The following is a 23168-nucleotide window of genomic DNA, read 5'->3' on the forward strand; positions in this document are numbered from 1 at the left end:
TAGAATTCAAGCTGTTCCGGTCAGCGCCCGCTGCAGGAATATGTAGCGCATCGCCGTCTGCGCCGCTTGCGGCCGGCGGTCGCCGCGCCCGCCATGGCCGCCTTCGGTCTCCTCGAAGAACAGCGTCCGGCCATGGCCTGCCTCCTGCAGCCGCGCCGCCATCTTGCGGGCATGCCCGGGATGGACGCGGTCGTCGGCGGTGGACGTCATCAGGAGCACGGGCGGATAGGCGACATTCGCCGCGACATGCTGATAGGGCGAATAGGCGCCGAGCCAGGACGCCTCCTCCGGCTTCGACGGATCGCCATATTCGGCTATCCACGAGGCGCCGGGCGGCAATTCGGTGTAGCGCAGCATGTCGAGCAGCGGCACGTCGATGATGACGGCGCCGAACAGCTCCGGCCGCTGCGTCAGCGACGTGCCGGTGAGCAGGCCGCCATTCGAACCGCCCTGGATGCCGAGCTGCGCCGCCGTGGTGATGCCGCGCTTGACCACATCCTCGGCCACCGCCGCGAAATCGTCGAAGGCATTCTGGCGCTTGCTCTTGAGCGCCGCCTGATGCCAGGCCGGGCCGAACTCGCCGCCGCCGCGGATGTTGGCCTGGACATAGGCGTTGCCCTTGTCCAGCCAGAGCCTGCCGCGGATGCCGGCATAGCCGGGCAGCAGCGGCACTTCGAAGCCGCCATAGCCGTAGAGCAGCGCCGGCACCGGCCCTTTCTGGTCGCGCCGCCGCACCACGAAATACGGGATCATCGTGCCGTCCTTCGAGCGCGCCTCGAACTGCTCCGAAACATAAGGCGAGGTGTCGAAGCGGGCCGGCTGCGACTTCACCGTTTCAAGCGTCTCGCCATTGTCGTCCGACCAGATGATCGAGCTCGGCGTCAGGAAATCGGTGAAGGAGAAGGAGACGCTCGAGCCGAAATGCTCGACATGGCTGATGCCGACATTGCCGTTGTCGGGCAGCGCAATTCGTTTCAGCGACCAGCCATCGGCGGTGCGGTCGCAGGCGATGACCTTGCCGCGCACATTGTCCATCAGGTTGATGAACAACCGGTCCTTGGTCCTGGCGAGCCCGGCGATCGAGACGCGATGCGCCGGGGCAAGCACCGTTTCGAACGGCCCGAATGTGCCGCTCTCGATCCAGCGGTCGAAATCGACGGAATAAAGCCCGTCGGGCAGGCATTGCGTGCCGTCGGGGGCCCTCCATGGGCTGCGCAAGCCGAAGATCAGCTGTCCCTTGAAGACCGCCGTGTCGGTGGCATCGTCGGGCAGCGGAATGCGCCGGTTCTCGCCCGAAGCGAGACACAGGAAACTGTACGAGGTGAAGAAGTCGAGCGTCTTGCCGAGCAGCACATGCCGCTTGTCGCCGTCATATTCGACGCTGCTGCCGACCGCGAGATGCTGCTTCTCGCCTTCGAAGATCGGGGTCGCGTCCTCAAGCTTCGTGCCGCGACGCCAGAGTTTGATGACGCGCGGATAGCCGGACTGGGTCTTGTCGCTTTCCTCGAAAGCCGCCGAGACAATGACCGTATCCTGGTCCAGCCAGGAAAAGCCCGACTTGGAGGCGCGCGCGGAAAACCCCCCGTCGACAAAGGACCTCGTCGCGATGTCGAATTCGCGCATCTCGCTGGCATCGCCGCCATCGGGCGACATGTAGAGCAGGCAGCGGTTGAAATCGGGATAGAGCCGGCTCGCGCCGCCGAACACCCATTTGACGCCTTCCTTCGCCGAGAGCTGATCGAAATCGATGATCGTCTCCCATTCCGGTTTGTCGGTCTTGTAGGAAGCGACAGGCGTGCGCCGCCACAGCCCCAGCGCATTGGTTTTGTCCTGCCAGAAATTATAGACGTAGCCGGCAAGTGCGGCCCCGACCGGCATATTGTCCTCCGCGGTCATCAGGTCGAGCGCGGTCTCGAAAGCCGCCTGATAGGAAGGATCGCCCTGCAATTCGGCGACCGTCAACGCATTCTGGCGATGAACCCAGTCCAGCGCTTCCTTGCCGTTGCGATCCTCCAGCCAGAGAAAGGGATCGTCAGCCGCCAATTCGGGCTGGGTTTTGGTCATCATGCTGGTCATGCGGGTCTCCATCCGGCGGCTCCGCCTACATCGCGTCCGCTGCGCCGATATTCAAGAGCAACGGGACCGATTACAAAACCCGCCGGCGCACCACCGTCGCCGCCGCCAGCGCCGCGCAGATTGCGCCCAGCGTGACCGGCAGGCCGGCGGCGCCGATGACATCCATGACGCTGCCGGTGAGCGGCGGCACGATGATGCCGCCAAAACCCCACATCAGAGAGAAGGCGGCATTGCCGGCAACCAGCGCCGAGCCGCTGAAGCGCTCGCCGAGCTCGATGATCGACATCGTGTAGATGCCGTAGGAAACCGCGCCCCAGATAAAGACGCACGCCCAGATCAACGGCGTCTCGATCAGCGCCGGCAAGAGCACGCATCCGAGGCTGGTCACCGCCACGCAGCCGAAGCGAACCAGGCGCGCCGTCAACCTTTCGGCGAGCAGGCCGAGCGGCACCTGCATGGCGATGTTGCCGGCGATCATCACGGAAAGCAGCGCCGACATGCGCGCCTCGGGAATGCCGTGATGCGTCCCATAGACCGGCAGCAGCGCCAATATCGCCTGCTCGAATCCTGCAGCGACGATCACCGCCGACAGCAGCAGCCAGGCCATTGGTATGAAGCCCAGCACCGAGACCTTGTTTTCGGCCTCGTCGACTTTTGGCAGCCGCTTCACCACCACGGCCAGGCAGCCGCCGCAGAAGATGAAGGCAAGAATGCCGACAAGGAAAGGCGGCCAGCCTTCGGTGCCGACGCCAAGCAGGCAGAGCGGCCCGGCCGCGAAGCCCGCCGAGATGATGGTGGAATAGATGCCCATGACGCGGCCGCGGCGCGACGGCGGCGCCAGCGCAATCACCCAGATTTCGCTCAGGACATAAAGCGGGTTGGTCACCACGCCGATCAGGAAGCGCAGCGGAAACCACAGATAGACATTCTGCGTCCAGCCGACCAGCGCCAGCACCAGCGCCGACAGCGCCGCGCAGGTCAGCGCGGTGCGCCCTGCCCCGAACCGCCGCGCCAATCCCGGGATCAGTGGCGAGGACAGGATGAAGCCGACCGGCGTCATCGCCGCCGACAGCCCGATCATCGCCGGCGAAACGCCCTGACGCTGCAGAATGAAGCTGAGCAGCGGGTAGGAAAGCCCTTGCGCGATGGCGAACACCGAAACGGTCGCGATCACGCCGGTGATCGCGGCCCATTGCACCCTCTCGCCGGCCTCTGATTTCGCCAGAGCCATCATTCCTGCTCCAATCGTCCGGAGCCTTAGCCGCTACCGGCGACAGCCGTAAGGGCCAACGGCGGCGAAAGCGCATGTTCCAGCCAGTCCCTGTCAGGAGGGCCTGCGTTGCAGCGAACGATACAGGGCGAACGCCACCAGCAGAATGTCGAGCCCGACGATGACGGCGGGCAGCCCGAGCGGTCCGATCGCCTGCGGCCGGTTGCCCTTCCGTCATGTCGCTTCCCTCGCCCTAGTGGTCGCCGCCTCCTCATCGGCTGCATTGCGGCCAGTCCATTATGCCGGCCAAATTCGCATCCTCACGAGGCTTTCATGACCGCCGCCCTTCGTCCCGCCGAACCGGCACTGGCAACCGATCGCGCCCGCCGTGGCGGCCGCGCGGGCAAGCGCGCCGGCGGCTCGGCCGCCTTCGAGCAGCCCGCCTTCCGGCAGTTGAGGAACCCGCTGACGCCGACCAAGCTGGTGTCCGACGACGAGCTGGAATCGATCCATCTCGCCTCGCTGCGGGTGCTGAAGGAGATCGGCGTCGACGTCCTGCACGACGAAGCCCGCCGCATCATGAAAGCGCATGGCGCGGATGTGCGCGAAGGCTCAGAGCGCGTGCGCTTCGACAGCGACATGATCCTTGAGCTTGTCTCGCAGTGCCCGTCGGAATTCACGCTGCACGCCCGCAACCCGGCGCACAATCTGCGTTTCGGCGGCAACAACGTCATCCTGTCGATGATGGCTTCGGCGCCGAACTGCTCCGACCTCGACCGCGGCCGCAGGCCCGGCAACCAGGCCGACTACCGCAACTTCCTGCGCCTCGCGCAGATGCACAACATCCTGCACTGCACCGGCGGCTATCCGGTCGAGCCGATCGACATCCATCCATCGGTCCGGCACCTGGACTGCATCCGCGACCTCGCCATGCTGACCGACAAGGTCTTCCACATCTATTCGCTCGGCAAGGAACGCAATGTCGACGGCATCGAGATCACCCGCATCGCCCGCGGCATCAGCCGCGAGCAGCTGATGCAGGAACCGTCGGTCTTCACCATCATCAACACCAATTCGCCGCTCAAGCTCGACGTGCCGATGATGGAGGGCATCATCCAGATGGCGAGCATGGGCCAGGCCGTGATCGTCACGCCGTTCACGCTCTCGGGCGCCATGGCGCCCGTCACCGTCGCCGGCGCGCTGGTGCAGCAGAACGCCGAGGCGCTGTCCGGCATCGCCTTCGCGCAGATGGTCAAGAAAGGCGCGCCGGTCGGCTATGGCGGCTTCACCTCCAATGTCGACATGAAATCCGGCGCGCCGGCCTTCGGCACGCCCGAATATATGAAGGCGCAGCTCGTCGGCGGCCAGCTCGCCCGCCGCTATCAAATTCCCTACCGCACCTCCAACACCTGCGCCGCCAACACGGTCGACGCGCAGGCCGCCTATGAAAGCGTGTTCTCGCTGTGGGGCGCCATCCAGGGCGGCGGCAATCTGATGATGCATGGCGCCGGCTGGCTGGAAGGCGGCCTGCGCTGCTCCTACGAAAAGACCATCCTCGACATCGACCTTTTGCAGATGGTGGCCGAATTCCTCACCCCGCTCGACCTCTCCGAGGATGCGCTCGGCTTCGACGCCATCCAATCGGTCGGTCCTGGCGGCCATTTCTTCGGCACCCAGCACACGCAGGAGCGCTACAAGACCGCCTTCTATTCGCCGATCGTCTCCGACTGGCGCAACTTCGAGACCTGGACCGAAGCAGGCTCGCCGACGGCGATGGAGCGGACCAACAAGGTCTGGAAGGAGCGCCATGCTTCCTACGAGGAGCCTTACATGGATCCGGCCATTCGCGAGGAACTCAACGATTTCGTCGAAAAACGCCGCGCCGAAGGCGGCGCGCCGACGGATTTCTGATCATCTGTGTTGAGGATGAATAGTCGACCCCCAATCCGTCGAGCTGCGCTCGACACCTCTCCCCCGATCGACGGGGGAGAGGAAAGGCGCGAGGCGATTCCAGCCGGCGCCCTTCCTCTCCCTCCGGGGGGGGGAGAGGTGGCGCTGCGAAGCAGCGACGGAGTGGGGGAAGGCGCTGCTCAAACGCGAAGCCGCCGCAAACAGGGCGCTACCCAGCGGGCGCGAAATCTCCGGCAGGCCGGCAATCAAGCGGAAGCATTGCTTTGGCTTGAACTGAAAGCACGCAAGCTCTGCGGCTATCGCTTTACGCGCCAGTTTTCCATCGGGCCATTCTTCGCCGACTTCGCTTACCGCGAGCGTTGGCTCGTCGTCGAGGTCGATGGATCCCAACACGCCGACAGCTCATATGACCGCCGCCGCGACGACTTCATGCGCGCTCAGGGCTATTCGATCCTGCGTTTCTGGAGCCATGACGTCCTGAAGCATCGCACTTCCGTCTGTGAAACAATCCTTGCCGCGCTTGATGGCAAACTGGCCGAGAACATCGCGGTGGCCGATCTGCGCTTTGTTTTCACGCCTCGCCCAATCAATTCAGCTCTTAAAACTCAGTCTTTGTAAAACGGATCTATCTGTATGAAATCCCACGTAAAAGCGGTTGTCATCGGCGGCGGCGTCGTCGGCTGTTCGGTGCTCTATCACCTCGCCAAGGCCGGCTGGACCGACATCATGCTGATCGAGCGCTCGGAGCTTACCTCCGGCTCGTCCTGGCATGCGGCGGGCGGCTTCCATACGCTGAACGGCGACCCGAACGTCGCCAAGCTGCAGGCCTATACGGTCCAGCTCTACAAGGAGATCGAGGAACTCTCCGGTCAATCCTGCTCGCTGCATCTGACCGGCGGCGTAATGATGGCCGACACGCCGGAGCGCATGGACTTCCTGCGGCTCGCACACGCCAAGGGCCGTTATCTCGGCATGGACACCGAGCTGATCACGCCTTCGGAAGCCAAGGCGATGTTCCCGCTGATGGACGAGACGAACTTCGTCGGCGCCATGTGGGATCCGGTCGAAGGCCATCTCGACCCGTCGGGCACCACCATCGCCTATTCCAAGGCGGCCAAGAAACTCGGCGCCGAGATCGTGCTGCGCAACCGCGTCGTCGACCTGACGCAGCAGCCGGATGGAACTTGGAACGTCGGCACCGAGCAGGGCACGGTCCATGCCGAGCATGTCGTCAATTGCGGCGGGCTGTGGGCGCGCGAGATCGGCCGCATGGTCGGCGTCGAGCTGCCGGTGCTGGCCATGGAGCATATGTACCTGCTCACCGAACCGATGCCGGAGGTCGAGGAATTCAACAAGTCGACCGGCCGTGAGATGATCGGCGTGCTCGACTTCAAGGGCGAGATCTACACCCGCCAGGAGCGCAACGGCGTCCTGCTTGGCACCTATGAGAAAGCCTGCAAGCCGTGGTCGCCGGTCAACACGCCGTGGGATTTCGGCCATGAGTTGCTGCAGCCCGACATCGACCGCATCGCGCCCTCGCTGGAGATAGGCTTCAAGCATTTCCCCGGCATCGAGAAGGCCGGAATCAAGCAGATCATCAACGGCCCCTTCACCTTCGCGCTCGACGGCAACCCGCTGGTCGGCCCGGTGCAGGGCCTGACCAATTTCTGGTGCGCCTGCGCCGTCATGGCCGGCTTCAGCCAGGGCGGCGGTGTTGGCCTCGCGCTCTCCAACTGGATGGTGCATGGCGATCCGGGCTTCGACGTCTGGGGCATGGACGTCGCCCGCTTCGGCGAATGGGCGACGCTGCGCTACACCAACGCCAAGGTGCGCGAAAACTATTCGCGCCGCTTCTCGATCCGCTTCCCGAACGAAGAACTGCCCGCCGCCCGTCCGGCGCAGACGACGCCACTCTACGACATCATGCTCGCCAACAACGCCGTCATGGGCGATTCGTGGGGCCTCGAGACGCCGCTCTGGTTCGCACCGAAGGGCACGGAGCCGAAGGACATCGTCTCCTTCCATCGCTCCAACGATTTCGGCCCGATCGGCGAGGAAGTGCGCGCCACGCGCGAGAAGGTCGGCGTCACCGAGATCGCCAACTTCGCTAAATACGAGGTGTCCGGTCCGGGCGCGGAGGATTTCCTCAACCGGCTGATGACCAACCGCATGCCGAAGACCGGCCGCATCGTGCTGACCCCGATGGTCAACGAGTTCGGCAAGCTGATCGGCGACTTCACCATCGCCAAGGCCGGCCCAAGGAATGGAGAAGACCGCTTCATGATCTGGGGCTCGTCGGCCGCGCAGAAGTACCATATGCGCTGGTTCGAGAAGCACCTGCCGAAGGATGGGTCGGTGCGCATCCACCGCTTCGACCAGACGCTGGTCGGCCTGTCGATCGCCGGGCCGAAATCGCGCGACCTGCTCGAGAAGCTCGTCGATGTCGACGTCTCGACCCAGGCCTTCCGCTTCATGGATTTCCGTGAGATGGCGGTCGGCGGCGCGCCCTGCATGGTTAACCGCATCACCTATACCGGCGACCTCGGCTACGAGATCTGGATGGCGCCGGCCTATCAGCGCCTCGTCTATAAGGCGATCAAGGAAGCCGGCGCGGAATTCGGCATTGTCGATTTCGGCATGCGCGCGCTGCTCTCCATGCGCCTGGAGAAGAACTTCCCGACCTGGTTCCGCGAGTTGCGGCCCATCTACGGACCGTTCGAAGGCTCGATGGATCGCTTCATCAAGCTGGAGAAGAACGACTTCATCGGCCGCGAGGCGTCAGCCAAGGAACAGGCCGAAGGGCCGAAGCTGCGCCGCGTCTCCTTCATCGTCGACGCTGCCGATGCCGACGTTATGGGCGACGAGCCGATCTGGGCCAAGGTCAGCAAGGACTACGGCACGGTCGAGAAGCCGCATGGCTATGGCGCGCCGCGCTTCGACGAGAGCGGCAAGGAAGTGCGCGGATCGAAAGCCGCCGAAGGCGCTTCCGCAGTGCGCGGCATCGTCGATGGCGAATGGCGCGTCGTCGGCTGGGTGACCTCAGGCGGCTATGCGCATTACGTGCAAAAGTCGATGGCGCAGGGCTATGTGCCAGCCGCCCTTGCCGAGGACGAAAGCGCCGGCCTGTTCGAGATCGAGATTCTCGGCCACCGCCGCCCGGCCCGCATCAATGTCGAGCCGCCCTTCGACCCGAGCGGCGAGAAGATGCGGACCTGACCACCCGGATTTGTTGGATCGCGCCGGTTGCTGTGGCATGGTCGATGCCCCGCTACCGGCGCATCAGCATGAGAAGACCACCCTTGCAGCAGCTAGAGAAATGGACCGATTGGCTCTGCAATGGACGGGTCGGTCCATTCAGCGCCGCGATCGCGTCGGTCCTCATCTATTGCCTGACCCAGATCGCAGTGATGGCGCTGTTGTCTCACATTGCGGGCACGGGCGTCGGCGTCGACGATTCCGAGCAGCTGATGGAAATGCGCTTCCTTGCCGCCGGCTACGGCAGCTCGCAGCCGCCTCTATACACCTGGCTGGCGATGCTTGCGGCCTCGGTGGTCGGAACCAGCGTCCTTGCCCTCAAGATCGTCAAATACGGTTTGTTGGCCGCGGGGCTGGCTGCTTATTTCACCGCCATACGCCGCCTCGGCTACTCGAACCGCGCCGGTGCCGCCGGCATGTTCGGATTGCTGCTGTTTCCCCAGATCTTCTGGGAGATGCAGCACGCCCTCACCCACTCGGTCGCCATATTCTGTTTCACCTCGCTGCTGCTTCTGGCGCTGGTCGAGGTGGAGAAGCGGCGCTCGGCCGTCGCTTATGCGTTTTTCGGCCTGGCGACGGCGGCCGCGATGCTGTCGAAATACAACATCGTCATCTTCCTTGCCGCCCTGTTCCTGGCATCTCTCTCGCTTCACGAAACGCGTAAGGCGATCTTCGACCGACGTTTCGCAATCAGCGTGGCGGTGGCGGTCGTTGCCTGCCTGCCGACGCTTCACTGGAACATCACGCACCCGGATGACTTCCTGGCGCATAGCGGTGGCTTCGGCGCTGGCAACGGCGATGGGCTGGTGGAGACCACAGTGCTCGCTCTGCGGGGGCTGGGCAACGCGATGCTCAATTTCGCGGGCCTGCCGGCTATTATCATTGCCGTCGCCTTTTTCCTGGCGGCATGGAAAACCGCAACAACGCCGCAGCCGGTGCGGTGGCCCGAGAAGCTGCTGTGGCGCACGATCGCCTTGGCGTTGCTCATCACGCTGGTGGTGGTTGTGGCGGGCGGCATCACCCAGTTTCGCGATCGGTGGGTCCTGCCCGTGTTCGTACCGCTGCCCGCAGCCCTGGCCATGCGCTTCGATGCCATCGGGCAGAGAGGCGGAAAAACGCAAGGTACCATCGTCTTCGTCGGCGCGACCCTCGCCATTCTTGTGCTGCCCGTAAGCTGGTACATGCACGTGAATGGCGGCGACAGCCGCGGCAGCATCGTGCGGATGGACTACCGGTCGCTTTATGACCAGATCAACGCCGATGGACCGGTCAAGACCGTGGTCTCGAGTTGGTTCTGGGTCGGCATTCTGCGCCTGGTCGATGCCGATCTGATCGTGCTCGACGACGAGATACCGGACTTCGCCCGGTCGATTCGCGAGCCGGCTGTGCTTGTCCTGACCAACGACAGGGAATCGTCCTCGGATGTCTTCGAAGAGATGGCGAAGGCCGGCTACACAATGGACACTGTCCACCGCACGATTGAAGTGCCGCAGGCACTCGGCTTCCCGTCGCGCAAGGTCACGATTACTAAACTGCTCAAGAAGACCGCGCAGTAGGTTCAGGGAGGACGAATGGACAAGCTAGGCTTTGGCCGCCATCGCAAGATCATGCCCTTCGAACCCGGCTCCGTCGAAGCGTTGCGCGAGGCCTCCCGCGAGAAAGCGGCCTCGCTCAGCCAGCATGTGCTGGGCTATGGCGCGACAGCCGAAGCGGAATGGGCGGCGGCAGGCATCGCCGCGCCCGACCTGCCCGCCATGCGCAGATACCGGCTGGAGCGCATTCGCGCCGAGCTGAAGCGCCGCGACTATGCCGGCGCCCTGCTCTATGACCCTGTCAACATCCGTTATGCGACGGACTCGACCAACATGCAGCTCTGGGTCGCGCACAACCCGACACGCCACTGTTTCGTCGCCACCGAAGGCCCCGTGTTGCTCTTCGATTACTTCTCCTGCGAGCATCTGTCCGACCATTCGGGTGTCGTCGACGAGGTGCGCCCGGCCGTGTCGTGGATATATCTCTATAGCGGCGAGCTCACCGAGCAGAAGGTCCGGCGCTGGGGCGCCGGCATCGCCGAGCTCGTAGCCGAGCACGGCGGCGGCAATCGCCGCGTCGCCGTCGACCACATCGATCCCGAAGGTGTCGAGGAGCTCGCCCGCCGCGGCATATCCGTCGGCAATGGCGAGGCGGTGATGGAGAATGCGCGCCTCATCAAATCGCCGGACGAAATCCTCGCCATGCGCCGCGCCATCGTCGCCTGCGAGGCAGCGATGGGCGAAATGGAAGCGGTGCTCAAGCCCGGCATCTCCGAAAACGAGCTCTGGGCGGAACTGCATCGCGGCAACATCGCGCGCGGCGGCGAATGGATCGAAACGCGGCTTCTGTCGTCCGGCCCGCGCACCAATCCCTGGTTCCAGGAATGCTCCTCGCGCGTCATCGAGGGTGGCGACCTCGTCGCCTTCGATACGGACCTGATCGGCCCTTATGGTTTCTGCGCCGATCTCTCGCGCACATGGCTTTGCGGCGACATTGAGCCGTCGAACGAACAGCGCGACCTCTTCCGCATCGCCGCCGATCAGATCGCCCATAACACCGATCTGATGCGGCCGGGCGTCTCCTTCCGCGATCTTGTCGAGCGCTCGGCGGTGCCGCCGGACGATTGCTATCCCACGCGCTACGGCGTGCTCTACCATGGCGTCGGCCTGGCGGATGAATATCCGACGCTGCCGCATGCCGGCGATTGGACCGACGACACACCCGACGGCGTGCTCGAACCAGGCATGGTGCTCTGCGTCGAAAGCTATATCGGCAGGCTTGGCGGGCACGAAGGCGTCAAGATCGAGGAGCAAATCCTGATCACCGAAACCGGAAACGAGAAGCTTTCAGCCTACCCGCTGGACGAGCGACTGCTCTGACGCGCCGCTTTCGACGGCCGCGATAGCGTCGCGCATCACGGCAATGGTTTTTTCCGGCGTCGTTCTGGCGGTGATATAGGGCAGGCCTTTGCGCCGCGCCGTCCAGCCGACGACCTTCACGCCTTTCGCAGCCGGCTCGAAACGCTGCGCCAGCGCCCAGCTTGCGCAGTCGATTGCGGCGATATCCGCCCTGCCCTCGGCGATGGCGATGATCGACGACCGGTGGCCGCCGCTTTCGCTGCGCGAGCCGAAAATATCGAGGCTCTCTCCCAACCCCACCAGATCGCGCGTCAACGCGATCAGCCCAGACATCGAATCCGGATTGTTGAAGGTGAAGCGTCTGCCGCGCATGAGATCGAGCGGAATGACCGCCCTGCCATCCGCAGGCGCAGGCACCGATGCCTTGCCGTCTGCTAGCATCACCAGCGCGCTGGAATAGAACTCTCCCTTGCCTCCTTCGAAGGCATCATAGCTTGGCTGGGCGACCACTTGCACATGCTCGGCTAGGCCGAGTTCCATCGGCCCCCAACAGGTTTGCCCGAAGAGCAGCGCCGGACTGAGCCAGAGCTGGTGAAAATCAAGCTCATACGCCGGCAGCGTCGCTGGGTCGGGCGCGATCAGCTTGCCGGCCTTATCCAGGATGCCGCCAGGCACTGGCAGCAGATCGCCATTGCTGCGCACAATCGTTTCCGGCGCCTCGATGCCCCCTTGCCGGAAAGCATCGCGCAGCCGTGCCCATCGTGCGTCGACTTCGCCACGCGCCTCGGGCCAGTCATACATCGGCAGGGCCGCAACGAACTTGCTCATGTCAAACAGCTTTCAAAGACAGCCGACCTTCGGCGCCTGTGTTCCGCCGCGAAAAAGCGGACGCGGAAAGTCGAAATTACTCTTTCGGCGGCTCGGCCGGAACCGGCGCCGTGCCAAGCCCGCTGACATTGCGCGCCCTGACGCGCGGCTTGAAGGCGCGGCCCGGCTCCGGCGCGCGACGCAGCATCGGATGGATGACCGGCTCCTTGGCCTTGAAGGCATAGGATTTGATCAGCGCCAGATAGTTCGGATAGACATAGCCGTTGTTCATCTGCAGCCATTCTTCGCGCCGGTCGCGAAACAGTTTGGGCAAACTGTACCAGGCAACCGTCGGGCTCTTGTGATGCACGAAATGCAGGTTGTTGTTCAGGAACAGGAACGACAACGGCGAGCGTTCGACGATGATGGTGCGCCCTTCCGGATGCTCGGACCACTGATGCTCGGCATAGGTGCGCACCGAAATCAGCGACTGTCCGAGCCAGACCGGCACCAGCACATAGAGCCAGAGCGGGATGCCGAAGCCGAAGGTGACGATCGGCGCCACGACGGCAATGCCGATGGCATGCAGCAGCCAAGCCTTGCGGATCGCCTTGTCGCCGGCGGCGATCTGCTTGGCGTCGTCGATGAAGAAGCCGACCGACGACAGCCACGGCCCGAGGATGAGGCGGCCGACCATGGTGTTGTTGATCTTGAGCAGGAACTTCATCGCCTGGGGCAGTTCCTCATGCATCCAGAGCGCCTGGTAATAACTCTCGGGATCGTCCAGCGGGTCGGTCAGCCGCTCGTCGGCATGGTGGCGCAGGTGGATGGTCTTGAAACGCCGGAACGGCCAGACAAGCCCGATCGGCAGGAAGACAAAGGCTTCATTGATCCTGGCGCTGCGGGTCGGGTGGCCATGCAGCACCTCGTGCATCAGCGACGATTGGAGCGCCAGGATCAGCGCCAGCGCGATCAAACCGATCAAGGGATAGGATGGCCAGAGCAACAAGCCGATTGCGAACCATGCGCCGTAGCAGACGAGTGCGAGGAATACCGTCGGCCATTCGATTGCCGGTGCACTGCTGCGTCTCTTGCTGATGCCGGTATTCATGCTTGCCATGCTATCGACCACTGCCCTCCAGTCGCCGGAACCAATTCGATTCCTGACAACATTGTGTCAGGAGCCTGCCGTTACATCAACGCGACAAAGAGCACAAACTGTTGCGAATGCGCATTTTCAGCCGCATATGTTATACATTGTAAACAAACACGGGGATTCATTTCCGCCTGAGCCACGTTCAAACCGGCTCTGGCGCAAATTTTTCCTCTCCGAAGCAGGAGCAGCGTTATGGACAAGCGCGATCTTTCGACCCTGTTCAGGGAGCGGCTGAAATTGCTCTTGACACGCTCCGATTTGAACCAGTCGGCCTTCGCGACCGCCGTCGGCATCGACCGCTCGGCGCTGTCGCAACTGCTTTCCGGCGCCTCGACCCGCCTGCCGCGCGCCGAGACGCTTCTCAACATCGCGGCCGAGTTCAAGGTGTCGCTCGACTGGCTGCTGGGCCTCTCCCACGACGAGGGCGTCACCGGCGAAATTAGAGAGAGCCTCGAGATCGAGGAAGCGCCGGACGGTTTCGACCGCACCTTGCTCGCCAAGTGGCATGCCGAGGCGGCAGGCACCAAAATCCGCTACGTGCCGGCGGGCATCCCTGACCTTCTGCGCACCGAGGCACTGGTCGAATACGAAGCCGGCATCACCAACAAGAGCCGCGAGGCGCAGGCCGGCGAAACGCAATACCGCATCGACTATACAAGGCGGCCGGAGACCGACATGGAGGTGTGCATGCCACGCCACACGCTGGAGATTTTCGCGCGCGGCCTGGGCGTCTGGGACCGTTTCCCGGAAGCCGAAAGGCGCAAGCAATTGCTGCACATGTCAGCCCTGCTCGACGACCTTTACCCCACTTTCCGGCTGTTCCTTTACGATGGCCGCATGCGTTATTCGATCCCCTACACCATCTTCGGCCCCTACCGCGCTGCGATCTACGTCGGCGACATGTATCTGGTGTTGAATGCCACCCAGCCGATCCGCACGCTCACCAGCCATTTCGACAATCTGATCCGCGCCGCCGACATCAACGCGCATGAGGCGGCAAGCTTCGCGCAGAAGCTGGCCGCAATGTCCTTCCCGTCAGGCTCGGTCTGATCACCTGCATCGATATCATGGTGTCGTCGCGCATCGTGTCGGCGTTGACTAGACATAAAGACTTCTTTATATCGTTATTTGAATTCCAAATACGAAAGCTATGGCCATGACCGCGACCAACCCCCTCCACGCATTGCTGGCCGAAAAGGGCGTGCTTCTGGCCGACGGCGCCACCGGCACCAATCTGTTCGCGATGGGCCTGCCGGCCGGCGAGGCGCCCGAGCTGCTCAACGAGACGGCGCCCGAGACCATTGCCAGCCTGCATCAGAACTTCGTCGATGCCGGCGCCGATATCATTCTCACCAACTCCTTCGGCGGCACCCGCCACCGGCTCAAGCTGCATCACGCGCAGGACCGCGTGCACGAGCTGAACAAGCGCGCCGCCGAGATCGCCCGTTCGGTCGCGGACAAGGCCGGCCGCAAGGTGATCGTCGCCGGCTCCGTCGGCCCGACCGGCGAGCTGCTGGTGCCGCTCGGCGCCCTGACCTATGACGACGCCGTCGATGCCTTTGCCGAGCAGATCGAGGGCTTGAAAGCGGGCGGCGCCGAAGTTGCCTGGATCGAGACGATGTCGGCGCCCGACGAGATTCGCGCCGCTGCCGAGGCCGCCATCCTCGTCGGTCTCCCCTATACCTATACCGGATCGTTCGACACCGCCGGCCGCACCATGATGGGGCTGCTGCCGAAGGACATCCACGCCGTCGCCGACGGACTGTCGCAGGCCCCGCTCGGCGTGGGCGCCAATTGTGGCGTTGGCGCTTCCGATATACTCGCCTCGCTGCTCGACATGACCGAGGCGAAGCCGGAGGCGACCGTGATCGTCAAGGGCAATTGCGGCATTCCGGAATTCCGCGGCACCGAGATCCACTATTCCGGCACGCCCGAGCTGATGTCCGATTATGTGCGGCTGGCGGTCGATGCCGGCGCGAAGATCGTCGGCGGCTGCTGCGGCACGTCGTTTGCCCACCTTGCCGCCATGCGCAAGGCGCTCGACGCCCACACCAAGGCTGAGCGCCCGACCGTGGAGACGATCGTCGAGCGCATCGGCCCGATGCGCAACAAGGTGGCGACGGCAAACATTGCCGAAACCAGCGAAGGCCGCCGCGAACGCAGGCGCAGCCGCGCCTGACAGGCCCGCTTATTTGCCGTTTTCGGCGTAGCGGGACAGCGCCGTATTGAAATCGACGACGTTCTGGTCGTCGGAGTTCATCGTCGCCAGCGCGCCCGATGCGCCTGGATCGCTGATCTGCTCCAGCATCACGCGAAACCGGTCGTTGTTGAGCGCCGAAAGCGCTGTGTTGCGGGCCGCATCGACATCGCTCCTGATGCGAGTGGATTCCGCGGACGATCCCCGCGCCGGCGCATTGACCGCCGTCGAGTTCGCGTTCCCGATTGTCGTGATATGCACTGCTGATCCCTCAAATCTCTATCAGCATTGACTAACAGAAGCTCGGTTGCGGCGAAGTTCCCGAAAAGCCGCACAATTTAACGATCGCAAAAAGGCCGCCGGGATTTGCCCCGCCGGCCCTCAGTCAATCGCAATGGCCTACTTGTTGCCGTCCAGCGACGAGGCCAGTCGCACCAGCGAGAGGAATTCTGCCCGATATCCGAATGGATCGGCGCCGCGTGCGGCATTGGCGATCTCCGCGATGCGGTCGTAGCTGAAATTCGCGGTCTGATCCTCGTCGCGCAGCTTCTGCCCGAAAGCCGCAACGGCGACTGAGAAACGCTGGTCGGCGCCGGCCGCATCGAAGGACGAGACCTCGTTGGCGGCGGTCACCGGCGTGGTGATCAGCTTCGAGACATTCTCGTCCGGCAGCTTGTAGCGGATCTTGACGAAGGCATATTCGCCCGCATTGGCGACTCCGCCATTGTCGACCTTGGCCTGGCCGTAGCGCAGCGGATCGACCTGCTCGCCGCCGCTGCCTTTAGGCGTGATCTCATAGACCGCGGTCACCGAATGGCCCGAGCCGATATCGCCGGCATCGACGCGGTCATTGTTGAAATCCTCGCGCTTCAGGGCGCGGGTCTCATAACCGACGAGACGGTATTCGGAGACCGTGGCTGGGTTGAACTCGACCTGAATCTTGACGTCCTTGGCGATGGTGAACAGCGTCGAGGAGGCATCCTCGACCAGCACCTTCTCGGCTTCGGCCAGCGTGTCGATATAGGCCGCCGTGCCATTGCCGTTCTGCGCGATGGTCTGCATCATCTGATCGTTCAGATTGCCGCGGCCGAAGCCGAACACCGAGAGGAACACACCCGTCTTGCGCTCCTTCTCGATCAGCCGCTTGAGGTCGTCGTCATCGGTCTGGCCGACATTGAAGTCGCCGTCGGTGGCAAGCATCACCCGGTTGACGCCGTCCTTGACGAAGGATTGCTGCGCAAGCTTATAGGCTTCGCGGATGCCTTCTTCGCCGGCCGTCGAGCCGCCGGGCGCCAGATTGTCGATGGCCGCAAGGATCTTCTGCTTTTCCGCCGCCTTGGTCGGCATCAGCACCGTGCCGGCATTGCCCGCATAGGTGACGATCGAGACGGTGTCGTCGGGCTTCAGTTTGCTGACCAGCAAGCGGAAGGCGGATTTCAGCAGCGGCAGCTTGTCGGGCTCGTCCATCGAGCCCGAGACGTCGATCAGGAAAACCAGATTGGCCTTCGGCTGCTCGGCCGGCGTCACGTCGAAACCCTTGATCGCGACATGCATGAGCTTGGTGTGCTCGTTCCACGGCGTCGGCATAATGGTGACGGTCGAGTTGAACGGCGTTGAAGCCGATTCCGGACCCTTCCAGTCATAGGGGAAGTAGTTGATCATCTCCTCGATACGGACCGTGTCCGGTTCGGGCAGACTGCCTTCCTTCAGCGAGCGCCGCACGAAGGAATAGGAGGCCGTGTCGACATCGATCGAGAAAGTCGAGACCGGATCCTGGGCTGTTTCATGCACCGGATTGGTTTTGAAATTCTCGACGCGGTCGCGGTTTTCCTCCTGCGGCTGCATCTGGTCGGCCGGCATCGGCGCGGGCTGCACCATGAGCTTGGAATCGGCGATCGCAGGCGGAGACGCCGGAATAGCGGCCGGGCTGCCTGCCGGCGCCTTGTCGGCCCGCTCCAACTGGTCGGCGCTCCGCTTCGGGGAATAGCCCGCAATTACCCCGACCCCGTCTTTGCCGCCGGCCGCAAGCTGGCCGCTCTCTGCTGGCGCCGGTTGCAGGGCAGGCTCAGCTTCGGGCGCAGCCTCCTGCTTGAGCAGGCCGTCGACCTCTGTCGCCGGCTTCGGCGCCGCCGGCGCCGTTTGTGAATTGGCCCGGGTCTCGGCGTCCGCGTCGATCTTCTTTTCTTTGGCAGGCGCCGCTGCCAGCGGCTCGTTGATCGCGGGCTGTTCCGGCGCAGGCGTCTGCGCCGCCGGCTTGTCGGCCAGGCTCTCGATGACCGTGCCGTTGCCGCCGATGACCGGCGGCTGTTCCTTCAGCATCTCGAAAGCGGCATAGCCGGCGATAGGCAGCGCGATCAGCGCGGTGATGGCCGGCGTGGCAATGAGTTTCCGTTGCATGATGTCTCTCCAGAGCATTCTTGCTCGCTCGGTGAGACGAAGGCCAGCCGGTGATCCTTGGGTGGCGGTGGAAAATTTTTCGTCCAAGTCGAAGGCCTGCATTGCGGCGGCCAGCGCGCGCGTCTTCGCCTCGCCGCCAGGCGCCGGTACCGCGATGTCGCGCAGCCTTTCGAGTTCGTTGTCGTCGACCATGGTCACACTTCCCCGGCTGAACGCATCAGCAGCTTCAGCCGTTTCTTCGCTTCATGGATGTGCCAGGAAACTGTCGCCTCCGAGATCGCCATCACCTCCGCCGCTGCTGCGTGGTTGAAACCTTCGCCATAGACCAGCAGCACCGCGTCGCGCTGCTTGTCGGGCAGCATCCGCACCGCCGCCCACAGCGCCTCGGCCGGATCGTCGCTCTGCGCCGACGCTTCGCCCGCGATCAGCGCATAGGCGCCATAGGCATCGGTCTTGGCTACGTCGCGGGCGCGCTTGCGTATCACGTCGCGCGCCGCATTCAGCGTCATGGCATAGAGCCATGTCGTGAAGGCGCCGTTGCCCTGATAGTCGCGGATCGCGCGGCCGAGCCGCACACAGACATCCTGGGCTATGTCCTCGGCGTCGGCCTTGCGCCCGCACCAGCGATAGGCGGCGCGATAGACGAAGCCATAGTGCCTTTCGAGCAGTTTGCCGAAAGCCCCCCTGTCTCCGCCCCTCGCCCGCCCGATCAGTTCGGCATCGGAGGCTTCGCCGTCGTCCAGCATCATCGCCGTCATTTGCCTGTTGGACGAAGGCTAATGACCAATCCTTGGGGCGATGGAAAGATTTTTTTGTGGAGGCACTTTTTCCTTCTCCCCGTTTTACGGGGAGAAGGTGCCCGAAGCGGATGAGGGGCGGCGCGAACATTCGAAGGCTCGCGCTGCACGGCGCCCCTCCGCGATCTGCGAAAGAAGGCTAACCCAGCGTCTCTTTAAAGAACGTCGTCAGCCGCTTCCAATGTACGTGAGCACCGGAAGCGCAGGAAGCCGCCATTTGTAGGCCGGCCTCACCCGAATATCGGCACACCTTATCCCAGCGTCTCTTTGAAGAACGTCGTCAGCCGCTTCCAATGCCTCTCGGCGCCCGCCTCGTCATAGACGCTGTGGTCCTTGACGCACCAGCCGTGGCCGACGCCGACATAGTTTTCGATGACGTGGTCGACCGCTGCTACCCTGAGCGCCTCCGCCAGCCGCGCCGACTGCTCGGGCGGGAAGCTGCGGTCGACGCCGGCGACGCCGACATAGACGCGCGCCTTGATCGAGGCCGCCTTGCGGTGCGGGCTGTCGGGCGCGTCGCTGGCGAGATTGCCGCCATGGAAGCTCGCCGCGGCGGCGATACGGTCGGGATAGCTCGCCGCCGCGTTCAGCGCGCGCGCGCCGCCCATGCAATAGCCGACGACGCCAACAGGTCCGGCGATCCCCTCGGCGGCCAGAGCATCGAGGAAGGCGCTGCCGTCGCGGATGGTCATGCCCTGCGTCGTGCCGCCGCTCAGGATCAACAGCAGGGCCTTGGTCTTTTCCTCGGCAAAGGCGGTTTTGGGATCGAACGGACCATAGGGCGCATAGCGGTAGAAGAGATCAGGCACCAGTACGGCATAGCCATGTTCCGCGAGGCGCTCGGCCATCTGGTCGAGCGCCGGGCGCGGACCGAAAATATCCATGTAGAGGATGACGCCAGCCTTGGCCGGCGCGGCTGGACGAAACAGCCGTGCCTTCGCCGTGCCGTCCAGGGTCTTGATCTTGATGTCCTGCTTCGTCATTGCGCGCTCCGCCGGTTGCCAGGCGATAGATATCCGCACCGCCCGGCAGGGCAAGCCGCAACCTCTCGATCGCGGTCAAGTTTCCGTGCGGTTCGGAAGAATGCCTACAGTCCCGGCGAACGCCGCCATATGGAAAGCCTGGACGTCGGCCCGATAGCGATACTCAGCGCCATAGGGACAGGCGTTGCGGTCGAGGCAGCCGCCGGCGCGGCAGGGCGCACCATCCGTGCCACGCACATGCACCAGGCACGCCTCGTGCGCAAAGCCAGCCACCGAATATGCGCCGACCGGACAGGATTTCAGGCACGGTTTTTCGACACACGTGTCGCACAGATGAATCGCTTCGTGAGCTTCGGGGGGAGAAATCTCGTCCTCGAACAGCAAGGCCCCTCGATAGGCATGCCAGAGCCCATAGGCAGGATGCATGAGAATGCCGAGCGGCGACGGTTTCAGCCCTTCCGCCCGCATCGCCCATTGCTGGAACGGCAGATAGGGCCGGTCTGAAGGCGACACGGCGCGGACGCCGAATTCTTGCGCCACCGCGCCAATCACCTCGCACGACCAGCTGTCGAGTGGGTTGGCGATGTCTCTCGCCTGTCGTTCCCGCCAGCGCTGGAAATGCGACCAGGGCGCCGCGCCGGCCTGTCCGATGAGCAGCACCGATTTGGCTGGAGCGCCGGAAAGTCCGGCTGGCGCCATCTCATCGTCGCCGAAGCTGAAACCGCCGCGCAGGATCAGGCCGTTGGCCGCGAGCGCAGCCGCAATCTCCTCGACCGTGCCGCGGGAAAAAGTCATCCCTTCCGGTCCGGATCGGAGAACGCGCTCCGCCAGACTTCCTTGTGAATGATGTTGGCGACTTTAGCCCGGCCTGACTCGGGCTCCTTTCACGTGAAGGCGTCGGGCATCGAACCCTTCTTCTTGGCGATGAAGTCCTTCAGCGCCTCGTCGATGGCCGGATCGAGATGCGGCGCCTCGTAGGTTTCGAGCCAGCGGCGGGCAAGCTCATTGGCCCGCTGCGGCGCGGTCTTCTCGCCTTCGGCCAGCCACTGCTCGTAGGAATTGTTGTCGGCGATGCTGGAGCGGTAGAAGGCCGTCTGGAAATTCGCCTGGGTGTGGTCGCAGCCGAGATAATGGCTGCCCGGGCCGACCTGGCGGATGGCGTCCATCGCCTGGCCGTTTTCCGACAGGTCGACGCCCTCGGCAAACTTCTGCTGCATGCCGAGCTGGTCGATGTCCATCATGAATTTTTCGTAGCAGGAGGCAAGACCGCCCTCGAGCCAACCTGCCGAATGCAGCACGAAATTGGTGCCGGCAAGGATCGTCGAGTTGAGCGTGTTGGCGCTCTCAAAGGCTGCCTGCGCGTCCGGGACTTTCGAGGCGCAGAGCGAACCGCCGGTGCGGAACGGCAGGCCGAGCCGCCGCGCGAGCTGTGCCGCGCCATAAGAGACCAGCGACGGCTCGGGCGTGCCGAAGGTCGGCGCGCCGGACTGCATCGAGATCGACGAGGCAAAGGTGCCGAACAGCACCGGCGCGCCGGGCCTGATCAGCTGCGTGAACGAGGCGCCGGCGAGCACTTCGGCCAGCACCTGCGTCAGCGTGCCGGCAACGGTCACCGGGCTCATCGCGCCGGCCAGGATGAAGGGCGTGACGATGCAGGCCTGGTTGTGGCGCGAATAGACTTTCAGCGCCCCCAGCATGGTCTCGTCGAACACCATCGGCGAGTTGGCGTTGATCAGGCTGGTCAGCACCGTGTTGTTCTCGACGAAGTCGTCGCCGAACACGAGCTTGGCCATCGCCACCGTGTCCTCGGCCCGCTCCGGCGCCGTCACCGACCCCATGAACGGCTTGTCCGAGTAACGGATATGCGCGTAGATCATGTCGAGGTGGCGCTTGTTGACCGGCACGTCGACCGGCTCGCACACTGTGCCGCCCGAGTGGTGGATCGACGGCGCCATATAGGCGAGCTTCACGAAATTCTGGAAATCCTCGATCGTCGCGTAGCGGCGGTTGCCATCGAGGTCGCGGACGAAGGGCGGGCCGTAGACCGGCGCGAACACGGTCGCGTTGCCGCCGATCTGCACCGAGCGCTCCGGATTGCGCGCATGCTGGGTGTAGATCGAAGGGGCCGTCTTCAACAGCGAGCGGCAAAGGCCCTTGGGAAAGTGCACGCGCTCGCCCTTGACGTCGGCGCCTGCCTCTTTCCACAGCGCCAGCGCCTCGGCGTCGTCGCGGAAGATGATGCCGATTTCTTCCAGCACGGTGTCGGTGTTCTTCTCGATCAGCGCCAGGCCCTCCTCGTTGAGGACCTCATAGACGTTGATCTTGCGCTTGATGTAGGTGAGCTGGGTGCCCGGGCCGCCGCCCGAACGGGCCGCCCGGCGTGCCGCCGCACCGCCGCTGGCGCCGCGTCCGCGCCGTCCACCTGACGCTTCCTGCTCGACTGCCGCGTTATCGCTCATGATCGTCTTCCTATAACTTGGCCTGAATTGGCTGGGGCGGCCCTTCGTCGCCGCTTCTTGCCGGATCGTAGCCATGCACCCTATTGGAAACGGCCAGCCAGCGCCAACGCCTGTCGCAAAATCGACAAGAAAAGCGCCAATTTTTCAGTCGCTTTCCTTTTGCGGGAAGTCGCAAATCAGCTATGGCTAGCTTGCCCTCGCGGGTTAGGTATTGGCGCATCGATTTTTAGGCTGCCGCAGTCATTCCGAGCAGCAAGGAGCCCGAGAAAAATGTCCGACGACGAGATCATCCTTTCCGAGCTTTCCGATGAGGAGCTTGTGCAGCAGATGCATGACGACCTCTATGACGGGCTTAAGGAAGAAATCGAGGAAGGCACCAACATCCTTCTCGAGCGCAATTGGGCGCCTTACAAGGTGCTGACCGAAGCGCTGGTCGAAGGCATGCGCATCGTCGGCGAAGACTTCCGCGACGGCATTCTGTTCGTGCCGGAAGTGCTGCTCTCGGCCAACGCCATGAAGGCCGGCATGGCCATCCTGCGTCCGCTGCTCGCCGCCACCGGCGCGCCGAAGCAGGGCAAGATGGTGATCGGCACCGTCAAGGGCGACATCCACGACATCGGCAAAAACCTCGTCGGCATGATGATGGAAGGCGCCGGGTTCGACGTCATCGACCTCGGCATCAACAACGCGGTCGAGAAATATCTGGACGCCATCGAGCAGCACCAGCCCGACATCATCGGCATGTCGGCGCTGCTCACCACCACCATGCCCTATATGAAGGTCGTCATCGACACGATGAAGGAAAAGGGCATCCGCGACGATTATGTCGTGCTGGTTGGCGGCGCGCCGCTCAACGAGGAATTCGGCAAGGCCGTCGGCGCCGACGCCTATTGCCGCGACGCCGCGGTGGCGGTGGAGACGGCCAAGGATTACATGAAGCGCAAGCACAACGTTCGCGCTTCCGCCTGATCCAAGGCATCAGGATGGATCGACAGAAAAAGCCGCGCCTTGCAGCGCGGCTTTTTTGTT

At 63.8% G+C, this 23168-nt stretch carries 18 protein-coding genes; 8 read left to right on the top strand and 10 right to left on the bottom strand.

The features are described from left to right. Nucleotides 1-6: 6 nt before the first annotated feature. The gene (locus O7A05_RS03750) at nucleotides 7-2076 is read right to left on the bottom strand and encodes a prolyl oligopeptidase family serine peptidase (RefSeq protein ID WP_337091612.1); all 2070 of its coding nucleotides are present in this window, start codon (nucleotides 2074-2076) and stop codon (nucleotides 7-9) included. Nucleotides 2077-2146: 70 nt separating this feature from the next. Then, entirely contained in the window at nucleotides 2147-3307 is a 1161-nt protein-coding gene (locus O7A05_RS03755) for an MFS transporter (RefSeq protein WP_337091613.1), read from the bottom strand. A 312-nt stretch (nucleotides 3308-3619) separates the two neighbouring features. On the opposite strand from O7A05_RS03755, the gene O7A05_RS03760 reads away from it, so the two are divergent. The 5 genes from O7A05_RS03760 (at nucleotide 3620) to O7A05_RS03780 (ending at nucleotide 11364) form a co-directional block, all read left to right on the top strand. Then, the gene (locus O7A05_RS03760) at nucleotides 3620-5197 is read left to right on the top strand and encodes a trimethylamine methyltransferase family protein (RefSeq protein WP_337091615.1); all 1578 of its coding nucleotides are present in this window, start codon (nucleotides 3620-3622) and stop codon (nucleotides 5195-5197) included. Between the two features lie 138 nt (nucleotides 5198-5335). Further along, a complete protein-coding gene (locus O7A05_RS03765) occupies nucleotides 5336-5815 on the top strand; it encodes an endonuclease domain-containing protein (protein WP_415926950.1) in 480 nt (159 codons plus the stop codon). A 15-nt stretch (nucleotides 5816-5830) separates the two neighbouring features. Continuing rightward, entirely contained in the window at nucleotides 5831-8413 is a 2583-nt protein-coding gene (locus tag O7A05_RS03770; RefSeq protein WP_337091616.1) for a GcvT family protein, read from the top strand. Nucleotides 8414-8670: 257 nt separating this feature from the next. Beyond that, nucleotides 8671-10008, top strand: coding sequence for an ArnT family glycosyltransferase (locus O7A05_RS03775; protein WP_337091971.1), 1338 nt, complete (start codon nucleotides 8671-8673; stop codon nucleotides 10006-10008). 15 nt (nucleotides 10009-10023) lie between these two features. Further along, the gene (locus O7A05_RS03780) at nucleotides 10024-11364 is read left to right on the top strand and encodes a M24 family metallopeptidase (protein WP_337091617.1); all 1341 of its coding nucleotides are present in this window, start codon (nucleotides 10024-10026) and stop codon (nucleotides 11362-11364) included. Here the strand turns inward: O7A05_RS03780 and O7A05_RS03785 are convergent. Beyond that, on the bottom strand, nucleotides 11332-12171 hold the full coding sequence (locus O7A05_RS03785; protein WP_337091618.1) for a phosphate/phosphite/phosphonate ABC transporter substrate-binding protein: 840 nt from the start codon (nucleotides 12169-12171) through the stop codon (nucleotides 11332-11334). The two genes, O7A05_RS03780 and O7A05_RS03785, sit on opposite strands and share 33 nt — an antisense overlap. A gap of 76 nt (nucleotides 12172-12247) precedes the next feature. Continuing rightward, nucleotides 12248-13270 carry a fatty acid desaturase gene (locus tag O7A05_RS03790; RefSeq protein WP_415926951.1) on the bottom strand — a complete coding sequence of 341 codons (1023 nt, stop codon included), beginning with the start codon at nucleotides 13268-13270 and terminating at the stop codon, nucleotides 12248-12250. A 228-nt stretch (nucleotides 13271-13498) separates the two neighbouring features. Here O7A05_RS03790 and O7A05_RS03795 point away from each other — a divergent pair, with 228 nt between their 5' ends. Both O7A05_RS03795 and bmt read left to right on the top strand, forming a co-directional pair. Next, nucleotides 13499-14356, top strand: a complete 858-nt coding sequence (locus tag O7A05_RS03795; RefSeq protein WP_224511095.1) for a helix-turn-helix domain-containing protein — start codon at nucleotides 13499-13501, stop codon at nucleotides 14354-14356. 106 nt (nucleotides 14357-14462) lie between these two features. Then, entirely contained in the window at nucleotides 14463-15485 is a 1023-nt protein-coding gene (gene bmt, locus O7A05_RS03800) for a betaine--homocysteine S-methyltransferase (protein WP_337091619.1), read from the top strand. Nucleotides 15486-15494: 9 nt separating this feature from the next. On the opposite strand, the gene O7A05_RS03805 is transcribed toward bmt, so the two are convergent. The 6 genes from O7A05_RS03805 to O7A05_RS03830 form a co-directional block, all read right to left on the bottom strand. Beyond that, on the bottom strand, nucleotides 15495-15764 hold the full coding sequence (locus tag O7A05_RS03805; protein ID WP_337091620.1) for a hypothetical protein: 270 nt from the start codon (nucleotides 15762-15764) through the stop codon (nucleotides 15495-15497). Between the two features lie 138 nt (nucleotides 15765-15902). Continuing rightward, a complete protein-coding gene (locus O7A05_RS03810; RefSeq protein ID WP_337091621.1) occupies nucleotides 15903-18092 on the bottom strand; it encodes a YfbK domain-containing protein in 2190 nt (729 codons plus the stop codon). Between the two features lie 2 nt (nucleotides 18093-18094). Next, a complete protein-coding gene (locus O7A05_RS03815) occupies nucleotides 18095-18658 on the bottom strand; it encodes an RNA polymerase sigma factor (protein WP_337091622.1) in 564 nt (187 codons plus the stop codon). Nucleotides 18659-18948: 290 nt separating this feature from the next. Then, nucleotides 18949-19680, bottom strand: coding sequence for a dienelactone hydrolase family protein (locus tag O7A05_RS03820; protein ID WP_337091624.1), 732 nt, complete (start codon nucleotides 19678-19680; stop codon nucleotides 18949-18951). A 75-nt stretch (nucleotides 19681-19755) separates the two neighbouring features. Further along, entirely contained in the window at nucleotides 19756-20475 is a 720-nt protein-coding gene (locus O7A05_RS03825) for a hypothetical protein (RefSeq protein WP_337091625.1), read from the bottom strand. 89 nt (nucleotides 20476-20564) lie between these two features. Beyond that, nucleotides 20565-22139, bottom strand: coding sequence for a trimethylamine methyltransferase family protein (locus O7A05_RS03830; protein ID WP_337091626.1), 1575 nt, complete (start codon nucleotides 22137-22139; stop codon nucleotides 20565-20567). Nucleotides 22140-22409: 270 nt separating this feature from the next. Here O7A05_RS03830 and O7A05_RS03835 point away from each other — a divergent pair, with 270 nt between their 5' ends. After that, the gene (locus O7A05_RS03835) at nucleotides 22410-23108 is read left to right on the top strand and encodes a corrinoid protein (protein WP_224511077.1); all 699 of its coding nucleotides are present in this window, start codon (nucleotides 22410-22412) and stop codon (nucleotides 23106-23108) included. The last annotated feature ends 60 nt before the right edge of the window (nucleotides 23109-23168 follow it).

This window comes from Mesorhizobium argentiipisi (SeqCode) (assembly GCF_037179585.1).
GTDB lineage: Bacteria > Pseudomonadota > Alphaproteobacteria > Rhizobiales > Rhizobiaceae > Mesorhizobium > Mesorhizobium argentiipisi.

What these genes read in the sequence shown, in the direction of transcription:
- O7A05_RS03750 (WP_337091612.1), bottom strand. Translation starts at nt 2,076, where the DNA reads ATGACCAGCATGATGACCAAAACCCAGCCCGAATTGGCGGCTGACGAT.
- O7A05_RS03755 (WP_337091613.1), bottom strand. Translation starts at nt 3,307, where the DNA reads ATGGCTCTGGCGAAATCAGAGGCCGGCGAGAGGGTGCAATGGGCCGCG.
- O7A05_RS03760 (WP_337091615.1), top strand. Translation starts at nt 3,620, where the DNA reads ATGACCGCCGCCCTTCGTCCCGCCGAACCGGCACTGGCAACCGATCGC.
- O7A05_RS03770 (WP_337091616.1), top strand. Translation starts at nt 5,831, where the DNA reads ATGAAATCCCACGTAAAAGCGGTTGTCATCGGCGGCGGCGTCGTCGGC.
- O7A05_RS03775 (WP_337091971.1), top strand. Translation starts at nt 8,671, where the DNA reads ATGCGCTTCCTTGCCGCCGGCTACGGCAGCTCGCAGCCGCCTCTATAC.
- O7A05_RS03780 (WP_337091617.1), top strand. Translation starts at nt 10,024, where the DNA reads ATGGACAAGCTAGGCTTTGGCCGCCATCGCAAGATCATGCCCTTCGAA.
- O7A05_RS03785 (WP_337091618.1), bottom strand. Translation starts at nt 12,171, where the DNA reads ATGAGCAAGTTCGTTGCGGCCCTGCCGATGTATGACTGGCCCGAGGCG.
- O7A05_RS03790 (WP_415926951.1), bottom strand. Translation starts at nt 13,270, where the DNA reads ATGGCAAGCATGAATACCGGCATCAGCAAGAGACGCAGCAGTGCACCG.
- O7A05_RS03795 (WP_224511095.1), top strand. Translation starts at nt 13,499, where the DNA reads ATGGACAAGCGCGATCTTTCGACCCTGTTCAGGGAGCGGCTGAAATTG.
- bmt (WP_337091619.1), top strand. Translation starts at nt 14,463, where the DNA reads ATGACCGCGACCAACCCCCTCCACGCATTGCTGGCCGAAAAGGGCGTG.
- O7A05_RS03810 (WP_337091621.1), bottom strand. Translation starts at nt 18,092, where the DNA reads ATGGTCGACGACAACGAACTCGAAAGGCTGCGCGACATCGCGGTACCG.
- O7A05_RS03815 (WP_337091622.1), bottom strand. Translation starts at nt 18,658, where the DNA reads ATGACGGCGATGATGCTGGACGACGGCGAAGCCTCCGATGCCGAACTG.
- O7A05_RS03820 (WP_337091624.1), bottom strand. Translation starts at nt 19,680, where the DNA reads ATGACGAAGCAGGACATCAAGATCAAGACCCTGGACGGCACGGCGAAG.
- O7A05_RS03825 (WP_337091625.1), bottom strand. Translation starts at nt 20,475, where the DNA reads ATGACTTTTTCCCGCGGCACGGTCGAGGAGATTGCGGCTGCGCTCGCG.
- O7A05_RS03830 (WP_337091626.1), bottom strand. Translation starts at nt 22,139, where the DNA reads ATGAGCGATAACGCGGCAGTCGAGCAGGAAGCGTCAGGTGGACGGCGC.
- O7A05_RS03835 (WP_224511077.1), top strand. Translation starts at nt 22,410, where the DNA reads ATGTCCGACGACGAGATCATCCTTTCCGAGCTTTCCGATGAGGAGCTT.